Source organism: Streptomyces sp. NPDC022552, from assembly GCF_055561875.1.
In genome coordinates, this window is sequence record NZ_JBVHGJ010000002.1 from 170,075 (window position 1) to 186,851 (window position 16,777).

General features: G+C 72.9%; 13 protein-coding genes and 1 tRNA gene. 10 read left to right on the forward strand and 4 right to left on the reverse strand.

Going from position 1 to position 16,777, the window contains the following annotated elements; all coding sequences use genetic code 11:
- Window positions 1-12 precede the first annotated feature (12 nt).
- Window positions 13-85: transfer RNA gene (locus ACZ3OF_RS05625), tRNA-Ala, on the forward strand.
- Between the two features lie 123 nt (window positions 86-208).
- Here the strand turns inward: ACZ3OF_RS05625 and ACZ3OF_RS05630 are convergent.
- Together ACZ3OF_RS05630 and ACZ3OF_RS05635 are read right to left on the reverse strand one after the other, a co-directional pair.
- On the reverse strand, window positions 209-1,786 hold the full coding sequence (locus ACZ3OF_RS05630; protein ID WP_467303024.1) for an NADH-ubiquinone oxidoreductase-F iron-sulfur binding region domain-containing protein: 1,578 nt from the start codon (window positions 1,784-1,786) through the stop codon (window positions 209-211).
- Window positions 1,783-3,045 (reverse strand): ferric reductase-like transmembrane domain-containing protein, encoded by a 1,263-nt coding sequence (locus ACZ3OF_RS05635; protein ID WP_361681960.1) that lies wholly within the window; start codon window positions 3,043-3,045, stop codon window positions 1,783-1,785. Before ACZ3OF_RS05635 ends, ACZ3OF_RS05630 begins: the two co-directional genes overlap by 4 nt.
- Window positions 3,046-3,442: 397 nt before the next feature.
- Between ACZ3OF_RS05635 and leuS the strand changes: the two genes are divergently transcribed.
- The 7 genes from leuS (at window position 3,443) to ACZ3OF_RS05670 (ending at window position 13,830) form a co-directional block, all read left to right on the forward strand.
- The gene (leuS, locus tag ACZ3OF_RS05640) at window positions 3,443-6,316 is read left to right on the forward strand and encodes a leucine--tRNA ligase (protein WP_467303027.1); all 2,874 of its coding nucleotides are present in this window, start codon (window positions 3,443-3,445) and stop codon (window positions 6,314-6,316) included.
- 133 nt (window positions 6,317-6,449) lie between these two features.
- Window positions 6,450-7,229: a hypothetical protein gene (locus tag ACZ3OF_RS05645; protein ID WP_467303029.1), complete on the forward strand. Its 780-nt coding sequence runs from the start codon at window positions 6,450-6,452 to the stop codon at window positions 7,227-7,229.
- Window positions 7,230-7,299: 70 nt separating this feature from the next.
- Window positions 7,300-8,145, forward strand: coding sequence for a DegV family protein (locus ACZ3OF_RS05650; protein WP_361681969.1), 846 nt, complete (start codon window positions 7,300-7,302; stop codon window positions 8,143-8,145).
- A gap of 374 nt (window positions 8,146-8,519) precedes the next feature.
- Window positions 8,520-9,371 (forward strand): ComEA family DNA-binding protein, encoded by an 852-nt coding sequence (locus ACZ3OF_RS05655; protein WP_361681972.1) that lies wholly within the window; start codon window positions 8,520-8,522, stop codon window positions 9,369-9,371.
- Window positions 9,372-9,391: 20 nt separating this feature from the next.
- The gene (locus tag ACZ3OF_RS05660) at window positions 9,392-11,872 is read left to right on the forward strand and encodes a ComEC/Rec2 family competence protein (protein WP_467303789.1); all 2,481 of its coding nucleotides are present in this window, start codon (window positions 9,392-9,394) and stop codon (window positions 11,870-11,872) included.
- 44 nt (window positions 11,873-11,916) lie between these two features.
- The gene (locus tag ACZ3OF_RS05665; RefSeq protein WP_361681974.1) at window positions 11,917-12,564 is read left to right on the forward strand and encodes a winged helix-turn-helix domain-containing protein; all 648 of its coding nucleotides are present in this window, start codon (window positions 11,917-11,919) and stop codon (window positions 12,562-12,564) included.
- Between the two features lie 3 nt (window positions 12,565-12,567).
- Window positions 12,568-13,830, forward strand: a complete 1,263-nt coding sequence (locus ACZ3OF_RS05670) for an MFS transporter (RefSeq protein ID WP_361681977.1) — start codon at window positions 12,568-12,570, stop codon at window positions 13,828-13,830.
- A 24-nt stretch (window positions 13,831-13,854) separates the two neighbouring features.
- Here the strand turns inward: ACZ3OF_RS05670 and ACZ3OF_RS05675 are convergent, their stop codons facing one another.
- Window positions 13,855-14,343 (reverse strand): pyridoxamine 5'-phosphate oxidase family protein, encoded by a 489-nt coding sequence (locus ACZ3OF_RS05675; protein ID WP_467303032.1) that lies wholly within the window; start codon window positions 14,341-14,343, stop codon window positions 13,855-13,857.
- 115 nt (window positions 14,344-14,458) lie between these two features.
- On the opposite strand from ACZ3OF_RS05675, the gene ACZ3OF_RS05680 reads away from it, so the two are divergent.
- Window positions 14,459-15,400 carry an arylamine N-acetyltransferase family protein gene (locus ACZ3OF_RS05680; RefSeq protein ID WP_467303033.1) on the forward strand — a complete coding sequence of 314 codons (942 nt, stop codon included), beginning with the start codon at window positions 14,459-14,461 and terminating at the stop codon, window positions 15,398-15,400.
- A gap of 17 nt (window positions 15,401-15,417) precedes the next feature.
- Here the strand turns inward: ACZ3OF_RS05680 and ACZ3OF_RS05685 are convergent, their stop codons facing one another.
- Window positions 15,418-15,678: a hypothetical protein gene (locus ACZ3OF_RS05685; RefSeq protein ID WP_467303035.1), complete on the reverse strand. Its 261-nt coding sequence runs from the start codon at window positions 15,676-15,678 to the stop codon at window positions 15,418-15,420.
- A gap of 38 nt (window positions 15,679-15,716) precedes the next feature.
- Between ACZ3OF_RS05685 and holA the strand changes: the two genes are divergently transcribed.
- A complete protein-coding gene (gene holA / locus ACZ3OF_RS05690) occupies window positions 15,717-16,703 on the forward strand; it encodes a DNA polymerase III subunit delta (RefSeq protein ID WP_361594074.1) in 987 nt (328 codons plus the stop codon).
- Window positions 16,704-16,777 lie beyond the last annotated feature (74 nt).

Sequence of the window (16,777 nt, forward strand, 5' to 3'; positions counted from 1 at the left end):
GGCGGACAGCAAGGGGCTATAGCTCAGTTGGTAGAGCGCCTGCATGGCATGCAGGAGGTCAGGAGTTCAATTCTCCTTAGCTCCACAGAAAGAGAAGCGGACCATCCGAATCGGATGGTCCGCTTCTTCGTTTCCGGTGCTTCCGGACCGGGGGTCGTTCCGGTCCGGAAGCACCGGGTCTTCCGCGTGTTCCGGGCGTTCCGGGGTGTCAGCCCCTTCCGCTGCCCAGTGCCTTGCGGCCACCGCCCGGCGGCAGGGCCGGCCGCTCCTGGGGCCCCTGCTCGATCCGGAGCGCAAGCGCGGGACAGCGGCGTACGGCCCGCTGCGCCCGGCCGCGCAGATGCATCGGCACCGAGGCGTCGGCGAGCGCCGGATAGCCGTCCGGGCCCAGCCTGATCAGCTCCGGCACGATGTCCGCGCAGAGCCCGTGTCCCTGGCACAGCGTCCAGTCCACCGCCAGCTTCTCGCCGCTCGGAATCGACTCCTCCGCGTCCTGGTAGCCAGGGGAGGGGAGGGGGAGCACGCCGACGGTCGGGCGGCCGCAGCCGCCGTCGAGGACATGGGCGGCCAGATCGTCCGTGAAGGCCGAGATGGTCGAGGCGAAGAAGCGGGCCGAACCGTCCGGGTGCTTGCAGGCCCCGCGGCCCTTCACCGCCTGGGTGACCTCCCGCAGCGCCTCCAGGGCGGCCGGGCCGCCCCCGTTCAGGACGTCCGACAGGCCGCCCGCCGCCGCGGGAAGGCCGAGCCGGCAGGGGCCGCACTGGCCCGCCGTCTCCGCCGCCAGCCAGTTCGCGACCCGCAGCGACTCGCCGAGCGGGCAGGTCTCCGGGCCGATCGGCAGGATCGCCCCGGCCCCGAGCGCGCCGCCGACGGCCGCCAGTGAGGCACGGGAGACGACGGCGTTGTCGACCGAGACCGAGTCGATCCAGTTGCCGTGGTAGCCGCCCGTGAGGACGCCCTGGGGCAGCAGCGGGGCACCCGCCAGCTGGAGCACGTACCGCAGCGGGACACCCGTCGGCACCTCGACGACCATGGGCCGCGCGACCGCCCCGGAGAGGGTCAGCAGGACCGTGCCGGGCTCCGACTCCAGACCGGAGTGTCCGTAGCGGCGCGGGCCGACCCTGGCGGCCACGGCCAGCTGGGCGTACGTCTCGGCGTTGGACAGCAGCGTCGGAGCGCCGCCCACGCCCGACTCGGCCGCGCGCTCGCGGCGGCCGGCCGGCAGGGCGGGTCCGCCGCCGGCGGCGCGGATCACCGCCGATGCCTCCCCGGAGACCATCCGCTCCGGGGTACGGACGACACGCGCGCGTAGCGCCTGCCCACGCCGGTCGGAGAGGCCCCGTTCGGCGAGCGCCGACCGGATGGAGATCTCCGTGGAGTTACGCGTCACGGCCACGATCAGCGTCCGGGCGCCGAGCGCCTCGGCGGCCAGCAGCGCGCCGTCCAGGATCAGGTGCGGGGCACGGTTGAGCAGGACCGTGTCCTTGCGGCAGGCGGGCTCGCCCTCGCTGCCGTTGACCACGACCACGGGGCGTATCCCGCGGCGGATCGCCGCCTTGCCGACCGCCCTGAGCTTGCGGCCGAAGGGAAATCCGGCGCCCCCGCGCCCGTGGAGGGATATCTCGTCCGCGAGCTGGGCGAGTTGGTCGCCGCTCATGGGGTCCAGGGGCCCGTGCACCTTCAGGTGCATGTCGAGCCCGAGCCGCTCGACCAGGTCGAAGCCCTGGGTGAGCTGGGGCAGACCGACGACGCGGACCTCGGGGACGTCGGGGAGCGGGGCGTTCACGGGCGGTCTCCTGCGGGTGCGGTCCAGGGCTCACCCGCGGGAGGCGGGGTGGCGTAGGTAGGCGTCGGGGGCGGGGTCGTGTACGTCGGCACCGGGGGCGGGGTGTCGTACGTCGGGACGGAGGGCGGGGCCGAGTACATCGGCGTGGACGGCGGGGCCGCGTACGTCGGCACCGGCGGTGGGGTCGTGTACGTCGGCACCGCGGGTGGGGACGTGTACGTCGGCATCGTCGGCGAGGGAGCGGGCCAGTAGCCGGGACGGACGGGTGTGTCGGGGACGACGGGGAGCTCCTCGGTCAGGGGGATGCGTTCGGCGAGCGGGGCAGTGCCCTCGGGGGCGTACGGAGTGGGCTCGGGCGCCGGGGCGGCGCGGGACACCGCGCGGTAGGCGGCCGAGAAGCCGCCGGGGACGCCCGGCGAGGGACGGTCGAGCCACTCGGTGGACACGGTGGGGGGTTCGTAGCGGGGCTCCTCGCCGACCGTGACAGCCGGGTCGGTCGGGCCGGTGGCCAGGCCGGGCAGCTCGGTGCTGCGGGGCTCCGGGGGCGGTGTGCGCCCCTCCAGGGAGGCGAGGAGCCCGGCGAACCGGTCGGCGAGCGCCCGCTGCGTCGGGGCGGGCAGCATCCTGAGCGCGACAGCGGAGGCGACCGCGGTCAGCGCCAGGCAGTACATGACGACGACCCAGGTCGCGGCCGGCCGTCCCGTGTACAGACCGTGCACGAGGGCGAAGCACCAGGCCGGATAGGCCAGCATGTGCAGCGGCCGCCAGCGTGCGGCGAAGCGGCTCCGGCCCGCCAGCGTGCTGCGCAGGGCGCCGGTGGAGGCCGCGACGACCATGAGGAGCCCGGCGAGCGAGCCGAAGCCGATGAGCGCCGACGTGCCCGTGACGCCCAGGCCGAAGGGGACGAGGGCGCCGATGAGCTCCACATGGCCGAGCGAGACCTTGACGGTTCCGTGCAGCAGCAGGAAGCCCAGCGAGGCGATCGCGGTGGCGCGGTGGATGCCCTGGGCGAGCAGCCGGTGCCGGGTGGAGAGCAGCAGCCGGTCGGTCGCGATCAGACCCCACGCGACCGACGCGGTCAGGGACACCAGCGACAGCACGCCGCTGGTGAAGTCGAGCGCGGCCCGGAAACCGTCACTGCCGCCGAGGGCGAGCAGAGGAATGATCACCAGCGCCGCGACCGATATCCCGCCCTGGACCGGTCTGCTCAAACCGGTGCGCTGGGCGGGGGTGGAGCGGATCTTGCGATGAGGGTTCATGGGGGCGACTCCGAATGGTGCGGATTAAGAGGTCCCGTTGCCGCATGCTAGGTCGCTCCATACCAGGCGGTAGGTGGTTTGCTCGTTTACAGGGCGCAGGACGCCGAACTGACTTTTGGGTTGCCCCGGATAAGGGCGATACGCGGAGTAACCCGGGCGGCTCGGGCGCCCCGACCGCACGGTGGAACGCCGGTGCGGCACGCACGGGCCCTGCGGTACCCTGACGCCATGCGTGCCGTACGCCTTCTGCTTAGCGAGCCGCGCTGATCAGTCCCGACGGATGAAAGATCCTGTCGGTATCGGCGCGGCGTCCCCTCCTGTGCGAGGGGATTTTTCATTTCGTGACAGTGCAGTTCGCGGGCAGTGGGCAGAGACGATCGATGGAGCTTCAGGGATCATGAGCGAGATGAATTCGGCTGCCGAGACGGCGGCCCCGCATCGTTATACGGCGGCCATGGCCGCCGACATCGAGGCACGCTGGCAGGACTTCTGGGACGCCGAGGGAACCTACGAGGCGCCGAACCCGACGGGTGACCTGGCGGGCGATCCGGAGATCGCCTCCCGCCCCAAGAAGTTCATCATGGACATGTTCCCCTACCCCTCGGGCGCGGGCCTGCACGTCGGTCACCCGCTGGGCTACATCGCCACCGATGTCTTCGCGCGCCACCAGCGCATGACCGGCCACAACGTGCTGCACACCCTGGGCTTCGACGCCTTCGGCCTGCCGGCCGAGCAGTACGCCGTGCAGACGGGCACGCACCCTCGCGTGTCCACCGAGGCCAACATGGAGAACATGAAGGTCCAGCTGCGCCGGCTGGGCCTGGGCCACGACAAGCGCCGGTCGTTCGCGACGATCGACCCGGAGTACTACAAGTGGACCCAGTGGATCTTCCTGCAGATCTTCAACTCCTGGTACGACGACGAGGCGAAGAAGGCCCGCCCGATCGCCGAGCTGGTCGAGCAGTTCGAGAACGGCACCCGTGACGTCCCCGGTTCCTCCACGCGCGCGTGGAGCGAGCTGAACGCCGCCGAGCGCGCCGACGTCCTGGGCGAGTACCGCCTGGCCTACGCCTCCGACGCGCCGGTCAACTGGTGTCCCGGCCTGGGCACCGTCCTGGCCAACGAGGAGGTCACCGCCGACGGCCGTTCCGAGCGCGGAAACTTCCCCGTTTTCAAGTCCAGGCTGCGCCAGTGGAACATGCGCATCACCGCCTATGCGGACCGCCTGCTGGACGACCTGGACGCGCTGGACTGGCCCGAGGCCATCAAGCTGCAGCAGCGCAACTGGATCGGCCGCTCCGAGGGCGCCCGCGTCGACTTCCAGGTCGGCGAGGCCGGCGCGATCACCGTCTTCACCACCCGCCAGGACACCCTGTTCGGCGCCACCTACATGGTCCTGGCCCCGGAGCACGACCTGGTCGAGAAGATCGTCCCGGACGCGTGGCCGGCCGGTACGCACGACGTGTGGACGGGTGGTCACGCCAACCCGGCCGACGCCGTCGCCGCCTACCGCAAGCAGGCCGCCTCCAAGTCCGACGTCGAGCGCCAGGCCGACGCCAAGGACAAGACCGGCGTCTTCACCGGCGCGTACGCGACCAACCCGGTCAGCGGCGAGCAGGTCCCCGTCTTCATCGCCGACTACGTCCTGATGGGCTACGGCACCGGCGCCATCATGGCCGTCCCGGCGCACGACACCCGCGACTTCGCCTTCGCGCGCGCCTTCGAGCTGCCGATGCGCTGCGTCGTCGAGCCGAGCGACGACCGCGGCACCGATCCGTCCACGTGGGACGACGCCTTCGCCTCGTACGAGGCGAAGCTGGTCAACTCCGCGAACGGTGAGATCTCCCTGGACGGCCTGGGCGTCGTCGAGGCCAAGGCGAAGATCACCACCTGGCTGGCCGACCGCGGCATCGGCGAGGGCACCGTCAACTTCCGTCTGCGTGACTGGCTGTTCAGCCGCCAGCGCTATTGGGGCGAGCCCTTCCCGATCGTCTACGACGAGGACGGCATCGCGCACCCGCTGCCCGAGTCGATGCTGCCGCTGGAGCTGCCCGAGGTCGACGACTACTCGCCCCGCACCTTCGAGCCGGACGACGCCGACACCCAGCCCGAGACGCCCCTGTCCCGCAACGAGGACTGGGTCAACGTCACGCTGGACCTGGGCGACGGACCGAAGAAGTACCGCCGCGAGACCAACACGATGCCCAACTGGGCCGGTTCCTGCTGGTACGAGCTGCGCTACCTGGACCCGCACAACTCCGAGAAGCTGGTCGACCCGGCGATCGAGCAGTACTGGATGGGCCCCCGCGAGTCCATGCCCACCGGCGGCGTCGACCTGTACGTCGGCGGTGCCGAGCACGCCGTACTGCACCTGCTGTACGCGCGGTTCTGGTCCAAGGTGCTGTTCGACCTGGGTCACGTCTCCTCGGCCGAACCGTTCCACAAGCTGTACAACCAGGGCATGATCCAGGCCTTCGTCTACCGGGACGCGCGCGGCATCGCCGTGCCGGCGGCCGAGGTGGAGGAGCGTGACGGCGGCTTCTGGTACGAGGGCGAGAAGGTCACCCGCGTTCTGGGCAAGATGGGCAAGTCCCTGAAGAACGCCGTCACGCCGGACGAGATCTGTGCCGAGTTCGGCGCGGACACCCTGCGTCTGTACGAGATGGCGATGGGCCCGCTGGACGTCTCCCGTCCGTGGGACACGCGCGCGGTGGTCGGCCAGTACCGGCTGCTGCAGCGCCTGTGGCGCAACATCGTCGACGAGGCGACCGGCGAGGTGACGGTCGTCGACGCCGAGCCGGACGAGGACACGCTGCGCGCCCTGCACAAGGCGATCGACGGCGTCTCGCAGGACATGGCGGCCATGCGCTTCAACACCGCCATCGCCAAGGTCACCGAGCTGAACAACCACCTGACCAAGGTGGGCGGCCCGGTCTCCCGCTCGGTCGCCGAGCGCCTGGTCCTGCTGGTCGCCCCGCTGGCGCCGCACATCGCGGAGGAGCTGTGGCGCAAGCTGGGCCACACCGACTCGGTCGTCCACCAGGACTTCCCGGTCGCCGACCCGGCGTACGTCGTGGACGAGACCGTGACCTGTGTCGTGCAGATCAAGGGCAAGGTCAAGGCGCGTCTGGAGGTCTCCCCGGCGATCACGGACGCGGAGCTGGAGACGCTGGCGCTGGGTGACGCGAACGTGGTCGCGGCGCTGGGCGGCGCGGAGATCCGTAAGGTGATCGTGCGCGCGCCGAAGCTGGTCAACATCGTCGCCGGATAACCCCGGCAGCGCGGTATGGGGGCTTTCCCCTACGGGCAGGTTGGGGGTTCCAAGGGAACCTCCGGCCTGCCCGTTCCGTTTACCGTGGAAGAACGACAGCCGAGGGAACTCGACCCACGCCGGAGGGGCGCTCATGGAAGCCGCGATTGTGATCATGGCGCTGCTCTTCTTCGCCTTCGTGGCGCTGGGGGTCTACGCGACCGTGAAGGTGGTCAAGGCCGCCAAGCGCGGCGTCGACCGCACGATCCACCAGGCCAGGCGCACCGTCGAGGACACCACCCTGCGTGCCAAGAGTTTCGGGCAGGCCGGGGTCGGCGGGGAACTGGCCCAGCTGCGGCTCTCCCTGCGCACCTCGATGCGCGCCACGCAGGACGCCCTGCAGGCCGGTGTCGCCGAGGACGCCTCTCTGAAGGAGTCCCTCGACCTGTTCCAGCGGCTCACCGCCCACGGCCGTGAGCTGGACGAGGACCTCAAGCGCCTGGAGCGGGAGCCCGACCGGGCGAGGGTCGCTGCACAGCTCACGGACCTGCGGGAGCGCACGGAGCGGATCACGCACTCGGCCGACTCGCTGCGCTGGGCGGCCCGGGACCGTGCACGGCAGTTCGCGGAGGACGACCTGACCTCCCTGGGCGCGCAGATCGACCTGGAGGCGGGCGCGCTGCGCCACTGGTCCGGGGCGACCGCCCAGGACCCCGCCGCGGACGACTTCTCCTGGCCCGACGCGAGTGCCGCCGCGCCCGGCGCCGAGCGAGGACAGGTATGGCCCGGCGAGGCCGACGCGGACGGCGCGAACGCCGGGCAGCGCCCGGACACCGAGGCCCCGGGGCAGCCGCCGCAGGCCATCACGGCACGCGATCCGCGCCTGACCGCCTACCCGTGGGAGAAGACGGCGCGCCCCGAGACCACCAACTGACATCCGGCCGGCGTCGCGGAACGCGGGGCCGGGCTGCCGCGGGGCCGCCCCGGCGGGTAACCTCCCGCTCATGTCCCGGCATGTCGCGATCGTCACCGATTCCACGGCCTACCTGCCACCCCAGATGATGGAGCGGCACGGCATCACCGCGGTCCCGCTCACCGTCGTCATCGGCGACAGAGCGCTGGAGGAGGGGACCGAGATCTCGGCCCGTTCACTGGCCCAGGCCCTCCAGAAGCGGCGGCCGGTGACCACCTCGCGGCCGAGCCCCGAGGTTTTCGCGGCGACCTACCGCGCGGCGGCCGAGGCCGGGGCGCGGGGCATCGTCTCGCTGCACCTCTCCGGCGAGTTCTCGGGCACGTACGACGCCGCCGTTGTCGCCGCCAAGGACGCTCCCGTGCCGGTCAGGGTGGTCGACACCCGCATGGTGGGGATGGCGCTCGGCTTCTGCGCGCTGGCGGCGGCCGAGGTCGTGGACGCCGACGGCTCGATCGACGAGGCGGTCGCCGCCGCCGAGAAGCGCGCCGCCGGCACCTCCGCCTTCTTCTACGTCGACACGCTGGACTATCTCCGCCGGGGAGGCCGGATCGGGGCCGCGCAGGCTCTGCTCGGCTCCGCACTCGCCGTGAAGCCGCTGCTCCAGCTCGACGGAGGGCGGATCGAGCTGCGCGAGAAGGTGCGGACGGCGTCGAAGGCGATCGCCCGGCTCGAGGAGATCGCGGTGGAGCGGGCGGGCACCGGGGCCGTCGACATCGCCGTGCACCATCTCTCCGCCCCCGAGCGGGCCGCCGTGTTGGCCGACCGGCTGAGGGAACGGGTGCCGGGGGTGGAGGAGTTGCAGGTCAGCGAGGTGGGAGCGGTGATCGGGGCGCACACGGGCCCGGGGCTTCTCGCCGTCGTCGTCTCGCCTCGCTGATGGTCATGTCCCTCGTGTGAGTGACGGGTTTTTCCACAACTGGGCGTCTGTCCACGGAAATCGACGCGTCTCAGCGGATTCGGACGGATGTGCCTACCGTCCTGTCCATGACTCTTCGTACACATCTCGCATCCCGTCCGCCGACGCGTGACTCCGCGCGTCAGACCAGTAGTCGCCAGTTCGGCCCTTCTGCCGGTGGTCACACCGTGCGTCAGGCGGTGCCGCCCGCTGCTGCCCCCTCGGTGAGGAGGGCGGCGGCCGCGGCCAGTGGTCCCGGTCGCGCGCCCGGTTCGGACGGGCGCATCCGCGTCCGCGGGCGTGGTTCGCCTGCCGTGCGCGGCCGAGACCGGGTGCGGGGGAGAAGCGCGGTCGCGGTGAGCGGCGCCGCCGTACGGCGCCGGGGCGAGGCGCTGTTCCTCGACGCGCCCCGGCCCGCCTCGCCGCTGCCCTCGTCGGAGTGGGGCGCGGCCGAGGTCGCCGCGCCACCGGGCCGCCAGCAGGAGCGGGCGGCCGCCGGATGGTGGGAGCGGCTGAGGCTCGCGCTGAGCGAGCGGCTACCGGTGTGGGCGCAGTCCCGGTGCGGTCTCGAACCGCGGACGCTGGCGGCGCTCGCCGTGGTGCTCGTCGTGGCGGCCGGTTTCGCCGGACGGTACTTCTGGACCGGGCGGCCGGAGGCGGTCAGGGCGCCGGAGATCGTGCACGCGGCGCCGCTGCCGGAGAGCGGAGCGTCCCCCGCGGTCTCGGCGGCCACCACGCCAGGTCCGGCGAGCGGGGCACCGCCCTCGGGTGTCGTGGTCGACGTGAGCGGCAAGGTGCGACGGCCCGGGGTGCTGACGCTGCCGGCCGGGTCGCGCGTCGCGGACGCGCTGCGGGCGGCGGGAGGGGTCCGTCCGGGGACCGATCTCACCGGGCTCAACCGCGCCCGGGTCCTCATGGACGGCGAACAGGTCGCGGTCGGAGTGCCGGCCGCCGCCGTCGCGGGTGGCGGTACGGGTGTGGGTACGGGGACGGGCCCCGCTCCGGGAGCGCGGGCGGCTCCGCTGAGCCTCAACGCCGCGACGGTGGAGCAGCTCGACACCCTGCCCGGGGTAGGTCCGGTTCTGGCCCAGCACATCGTCGACCACCGTACGGAGCACGGTGGGTTCCGGTCGGTGGCCGAGCTGCGCGAGGTCAACGGCATCGGAGAGCGTCGGTTCGCCGACCTGTCACCCCTGGTCCGGCCATGAGCGCGCCCCACGCGCCCGGGATGCTGCCTGAGGTGTCCGATGCGGACGAGGTGTCCGAGCGAGGGCGCTTGCCGGACGAGGGGCCGGTCGATCTCCGGCTCGTGCCACCGGCGTTGGCGGCCTGGGGAGCGGCAGCGTGGGCGGTGGGGGCCGCCGGGTGGTGGGTGGTCACGGGGGTGCTCGTCTGTCTGGCGGGGGCGGCGGCCCTCTTGACGGCCCTCCGGGGGCGGCCTGGGTGGGCCCTGCGGGCCGCCGCGGGCGGGGCCGTGCTGCTCTGCGCCGCCGCCGGTGCCGCTTCGGGCGGGTTCCACGCGGCGGACCTGAGGCGGGGGCCGGTGCCCGGCCTCGCCGAGGAGTACGCCCGGGCGGGGGCGGAGGTCACCGTCACCTCCGATCCCCGGCTCACCCGAACCCGGGTCCGGGGCGACAGGGCGGCGCCGGTCTCCGTCGTGCTGGACGCGGAGGTGACCCGGATCGAGGTGGCGGGCGGGGCCGCGCACCGCACCAGGACACCGGTTCTGGTGATCGTGCCGGCCGGGGAGACACAACGGGAGTGGCTGCGGTTGCTGCCCTCGACCCGGCTGCGGCTCACCGCACGGCTCGCACCCCCGATGCACCCGGACGACCGGTTCGCGGCGGTGCTCCGGGTCCACGGCGCGGGACCGCCCCGGATCACGGGACCTCCCAGCTCCGCGCAGCGCACGGCCGGGAAGCTGCGGACGGGACTGCGCCGCGCGACCGAGGGCCTCGACGCGGATGCCCGGGCCCTGTTGCCCGGGCTGGTCGTCGGCGACACCTCACGGATCGAGCCGGAGCTGAGCGACGCCTTCCAGGCCACGGATCTCACCCATCTCCTCGCGGTCTCGGGTTCCAACCTCACCATCGTGCTGCTCCTGCTCATCGGGCGGCCGGGTACGGCGATGCGGGCGGAACGCGGCGGGCTCGCGCCCCGCCTCGGGATCCCGTTGCGGTCCACCGCGCTCATCGGGGGCGGGCTGACGCTCGCCTTCGTCCTCGTGTGCCGACCGGATCCGAGCGTGCTGCGGGCGGCGGCCTGCGGCGCGGTCGTCCTGCTCGCCATCGGCACGGGCCGCCGCAGGTCGCTCATCCCCGCGCTGGCGGCGGCGGTGCTGATCCTGGTGCTCTACGATCCGTGGCTCGCGCGGAGTTACGGATTCCTGCTCTCGGTCCTGGCCACCGGGGCGCTGCTCACGATCGCGCCGCGCTGGAGCGATGCGCTGCGACGGCGCGGGTTGCCGGGGAGGCTCGCCGAGGCGCTGGGGGCGGCTCTGGCCGCCCAGGCGGTGTGCGCGCCCGTGGTGGCGGTCTTCGCGGCCCGGGTGAGCCTGGTCGCGATCCCCTGCAACGTGCTCGCCGAACTGGCCGTGGCACCGGCGACGATCCTCGGGTTCGGGGCGCTCGCGCTGGCGCCGTTCTCGCTCCCGGCGGCGGAACTGGTGGCGAGGATCGCGGCCTGGCCCGCGGGGTGGATCGCCGGTGTCGCCCGGGCCGGTGCCTCCCTGCCCGGAGCGGAGGCGGAGTGGCCCGGCGGATGGTGGGGCGCGCTGCTGCTGGCCGGTCTCTTCGGTCTGGTGGTGCTCGGGGCGTGGAGGCTGCCCTTCCGGCGGAGGATCGCGGCGGGCTGTGTCGTCCTGTTGTTCCTCGCGGTGGTGCGACCGCCGCCGCTGACCCGGCTGGTCAACGGCTGGCCGCCGCCGGGCTGGGCCTTCGCGATGTGCCAGGTGGGACAGGGCGACGCGACCGTGCTCGCCGCCGGCGGTGGTGCGGCGGTCGTCGTGGACGCGGGGCCCGACCCGGCCCTGGTGGACCGCTGCCTCCATGATCTCGGGGTCAGCACGGTCCCCCTGGTGGTGCTGACGCACTTTCACGCGGACCATGTCGCGGGGCTGCCCGGGGTGCTCCGGGGGCGGTCGGTCGGGGCGATCCAGACGACAGGGCTCGAAGAACCCCGGGGGCAGGCGACGTTCGTGCGGCGCACGGCCGCGGCGGCGGGAGTGCCCGTCGTCCCGGCCGGGCCCGGAGAGCGCAGACGCCTGGGCCCGCTGGAGTGGCAGGTGCTGTGGCCGCGGGTGCTGCCAGGGGCGGTGGGGGCGGAGGAGCCGGGGCCGAACGACTCCAGCGTCACGCTGCTCGTCCGGACCGACCGGGGGCTGCGGCTGCTGCTCCTGGGGGACCTCGAACCGCCCGCCCAGCAGGGCCTGTTGCGCGCGTACCCGGGGCTCGCGCCGGTGGACGTGCTCAAGGTCGCGCACCACGGTTCCGCCCACCAGGATCCCGGGCTGATGCGGGCTGTCAGGCCACGGCTGGCGCTGGTGTCGGCCGGCCGGGACAACCCGTACGGCCACCCCTCACCCCGGACGGTCGCGGCGCTGCGGGCCGGGGGCGCGGAGGTGCTGCGGACGGACCGGGACGGCGCGATCGCGGTGACGGGGGCCGGAGCCGGACTGGTGGCCGTACCGAGCGTGCGGCGGCCCTTGTGAAGTAAATGCTTGTAAAGAAGTCTTTCTAAAGATAGCTTTTCATCATGTCGGAGAACGAGACGGCGGCCACGCCGCCCGGCGACGAGCAACCGCGCAGCATCAGCCTCACGGACCCCCGGGCCCTGCGGGCCTATGCCCACCCGACGCGGATGACCCTGGTCGGTCTGTTGCGGCGGAGCGGACCCTTCACCGCGACCCGGGCGGCCGAGCTGACCGGGGAATCGGTGGCCAGCTGCTCGTACCACCTGCGGATACTCGCCAAGTACGGGCTGGTGGAGGAGGCGCCCGGCGGGCGGGGGAGGGAGAAGCCCTGGCGGGCGACGGCCCGGTACACCGACTGGCCGGGCGACAGCGAGGACGCCTCGGTCGCGGAGGCGGCGGACGCGCTGAGCGCCGCGGTCGCCGAGCGGTACTTCGAGCGGGTCGTCCGGGCCATGCAGGACAGGCACCGGCTGCCGAAGGAGTGGCGGGAGGCCGAGATGTTCGGCGACTCCCTGCTCTACCTCACGCCGGACGAGCTGGCCGCCTTCAGCCGGCGGGTCGACGAACTGCTACAGCCGTACGAGGGCCGCGAGTCCGACGTCTCGCTGCGGCCGGAAGGGGCCAGGCCGGTCAGCGTGGTGCGGATCGCGTATCTGGACCGCGAGATTCCCGAGGAGATTCCCGAACTCCTCCACGACGACGAGGAGTGAGCGATGAGAGTGGTGGAACGCATACCCGCGCTCCTGCGGGAGCGGACCTTCCGGCGGTACTGGACCGGCCAGACCGTCTCGCTCGTGGGCGACCAGATCTCTCTCATCGCGATTCCGCTGGCGGCCGTGCTCGTGCTCGGAGCCGACGCCGCGGAGATGAGCTGGCTCAAGACCGCCGAACTGCTGCCCGCGCTCCTCCTGAACCTGCCCCTCGGGGCCTGGGCCGACCGGCGGACGAAGCGGCGGCGCGCCATGATCGCGGCCGACCTCGCACGGGCGGCGCTGCTGCTGACCCTTCCCGTCGCCTATCTGCTCGACGCCCTCACCCTCGGGCAGCTCTACGTCGTGGCCTTCGGGGTCGGCGCGCTGGCCGTGCTCTTCGAGGCCTGCAACGCCTCGCTGTTCGTGGCGCTGGTCCCGTCCGAGCGCTATGTGCAGGCCAACTCACTGACCAACGGCAGCCGTTCGATGGCATGGCTGGCGGGCCCCAGTGTGGGCGGTGTGCTCGTGCAGGTACTGACGGCGCCCATCGCCCTGGTCGCCGACGCCCTCACCTATCTCGTCTCGGCCGGTTACCTGGCCCGGATCAGACCCGTGGAGCCCCCGCCGGCGCCGGTCGGCAAGGGGCACTTCACCGAGGGCCTGCGCTGGCTCGTCCGGGAACGGTCCATGCGGGCGCTGTTCGCGGCCTCCGGGACGATCCAGTTCTTCAACTACATGTTCCACACGCTCTTCGTGCTCTACGCGACCGTCGAACTGGGCCTCAGCGCGGGCGTTCTCGGTGCTGTGCTCGGCGCGGGAGCGGTAGGAGGGCTGCTCGGCGCCGCATGCAGCGGAGCGGTCGTACGCCGCTTCGGGATCGGCCCTTCGATCGTGTTCGGCTTCGTCGGCTTCACCGCGCCGCTGCTGCTCATACCGCTCGCCCAGGGCCCCGTCGCTCTCGTCGTCGCGCTGATGTTCACGGCCGAGTTCCTGTCCTGCGCCGCAGTCATGATCGTCGACGTCGCCGCTGCGTCGTACCAGATGGCGGTGATCCCCGACGGCATCCGCGCCCGGGTGATGGGCGCGTTCCGCACCCTCAACCACGGCTTCCGCCCGGTCGGAGCGCTCGCCGCGGGTGTGCTCGGCACGGCCCTCGGGCTGCGCCCGACCCTGTGGATCGCCACCGTCGGAGGGCTCTTCGCCGTGCTGTGGCTGCTGCCCTCGCCGCTCCCCCGCACGCGCGAACTGCCCACGCCCGCCGAGGATCCCGTACCCGCGGCCTGAGCCCGTCCGGCGGTGGCCGGCCCGTCAGACCAGCCACGCGCCGTCGCGCATCAGCACCCGCTCGGCCAGCTCGTTCTCCTCGCGCCAGGCCTTCACCGATCGGGGGGTGACCCGGAGATAGACCCAGGCGGGCCGGTCGCGCGGATCCCAGGCCAGCTTGGCCGCGAAGGCGTCGGCCGAGGCCTTCGGCAGATCGGCGCCCTCCACCAGCTCGGCCGTGCCGTCGATCAGCACCACGTCCCGGGTATGGCCGAGGCTGAGCCTGACCTCGCCCTTCGGGGTGAGGTTACGGGCCGTGGGATTTGTCCGCTTCGTGCACAGCAGAAGGGTCCCGCGGTCGAGCAGCCCGTCCTGGGCGTCCCAGGCGAAGGAGAGCGGCACCAAGCACGGTTCGTCGCGGGCGGACGCGGTCGCGACCCAGAGGTCCTCGTCCTGACGGAGGCGGGTGAGGACGTCCTCCTTGCGCTGCGAGCGGGGACGGGGAAGGGGGACGGACGGCTCATGATCGGGCATGACCCGGACGGTAGTTGAAGTGGTGCGGGGGCGCCTCGGGCCACGGGCCTCGGACATCGGACCTAGGACCAGCGCCTCATGGGCGAACCGAGGGGCGCGGCGGCAGACTCGGGGCATGACCACTCATACCCAGCGGGCCCCGGACGCGGCAGACACGGCGGACGCGGCGGAGGTGCCGGTAGAGGCGTATCTGCGGCGCCTCGGAGCGGCCCGGCCGGACCGTCCCGACGTGGCCGCTCTGCGCGACCTGCATCTGCGGCACCTGAAGACGGTCCCCTTCGAGAACCTGTCGATCCACCTCGGCGAGGACATCGTCCTGGAGGAGAAGCCGCTGCTCGACAAGATCGTCGGGGCGGGCAGGGGCGGGTTCTGCTACGAGGTCAACTCCACCTTCGCCGTCCTGCTGCGCGAACTCGGCTTCGCCGTCACGCTCCTTCAGGCACGCTGCTTCGGCAAGGACGGCCGACTGGGCATCCCGTACGACCACATGGTGGTGCTGGTGGAGACGGCGGAGGAGGGGCGGTGGCTGGCGGACGTCGGGTTCGGCGACCACAGCCACTTCCCGCTGGCGCTGGAGGAACGGGGCGACCAGCCCGATCCCGGCGGCACGTTCCGCGTCGTGGAGACCGACGACGGCGACCTGGACGTGCTGCGCGACGGCGAGCCGCAGTACCGGCTGGAGCGGCGACCGCGCGTGCTCGCCGACTTCACGGCCGGGGCCTGGTACCACCGCACCTCCCCGGACTCGCACTTCCCCCGCTCGCTCGTCTGCTCCCGGCTCACCGAGGAGGGCCGGATCACCCTCAGCGGCCACAAGCTCGTCACGACCGTGTACGGCGGGGAGCGCACCGAGCGGCTGCTCGACGGGGAGGACGAGGTGAGGGCGGCGTACCAGGACCTGTTCGGCATCGGGCTCGGCGAGCTGCCGGCCGTACCGCCGTCGCGGGAGCGTGGAGCCGCTGCCGCTGCCGCTGCCGCTGCCGCTGCCGCTGCCGCTGCCGCTGCCGCGCCCGCTGCCTCTGACACGGCCGCGGACGGCGCTGACCCGTCCGCGTAGGGCGGCCGTTCCCGTCCCTACGGTGCTTCCAGCCAGCCCTCGTACTCCGCGGCGAGTTCGTCCAGCGCCGCGGAGTCCAGCCGGCTGTCCGGGTCCTCCACGACCACCAGCCACTGCGCGTCCTCGGCGTCGTCCTCGCCGGCCAGCGCGTCCCGTACGAGCTGAGGTTCCTGGGCGACACCGAAGCGGGCGGGAAGCTCTTCGGCGACCTCCTCGGCGGCGTCGCGGTCGGGCAGTACCAGTACGTGTCGTTCACTCACCCCGCCATTCTCGGGCATGGGGATCGCTGTCAGTGGCCCGTGGGATGCTGGACGGGATGGCCACCAGGAAGAATTCGAACGACGACCTTCTCGCCCCCGTCACGCTCGCCGTGGGCCAGGAGGACCTGCTCCTCGACCGCGCCGTCCAGGAGGTGGTGGCGGCCGCGCGGGCCGCCGACGCCGACACGGACGTGCGGGACCTCACCTCCGAGCAGCTCCAGCCCGGGACGCTCGCGGAGCTGACGAGTCCGTCGCTCTTCGCCGAGCGCAAGGTGCTGGTCGTGCGGAACGCGCAGGACCTGTCCGCGGACACGATCAAGGACATCAAGGGGTACTTCGACGCGCCCGTCGAGGAGATCACGCTCGTGCTGCTCCACGCCGGCGGCGCGAAGGGCAAGGGCCTGCTCGACGCGGCGCGCAAGGCGGGCGCTCGGGAGGTGGCCTGCCCGAAGACGACGAAGCCGGCGGAGCGGCTGACGTTCGTTCGGCAGGAGTTCCGGGCGCTGGGGCGGTCGGCCACGCCCGAGGCGTGCCAGGCGCTGGTCGACTCGATCGGCAGCGACCTGCGGGAGCTGGCGTCGGCGGTGTCGCAGCTGACGGCGGACGTGGAGGGGACGATCGACGAGGCGGTCGTCGGGCGGTACTACACGGGGCGGGCGGAGGCGTCGTCGTTCAACGTCGCGGACCGTGCGGTGGAGGGGCGGGCGGCGGAAGCGCTGGAGGCGCTGCGCTGGTCGCTGTCGACCGGCGTCCCGCCGGTCCTGATCACCAGCGCGCTGGCGCAGGGTGTCCGCGCGATCGGCAAGCTGTCGTCGGCGCGGGGCGGGCGGCCGGCGGATCTGGCGCGGGAGCTGGGGATGCCGCCGTGGAAGATCGACCGCGTACGGCAGCAGATGCGGGGCTGGACGCCGGACGGGGTGTCGCTGGCGCTGCGTGCGGTGGCAGAGGCGGACGCGGGCGTGAAGGGCGGGGGGGACGACCCGGAGTACGCCCTGGAGAAGGCGGTGGTCGCGGTGGCGCGGGCGGCGCGACTTCGGAGGTAGGCCCCCTCGCGGGTCCTCTCGCCCTCCTCGGGCCCTCTGCCCCCCTCGGGCTCCCTCGGCGCCCCCCTCGGGCT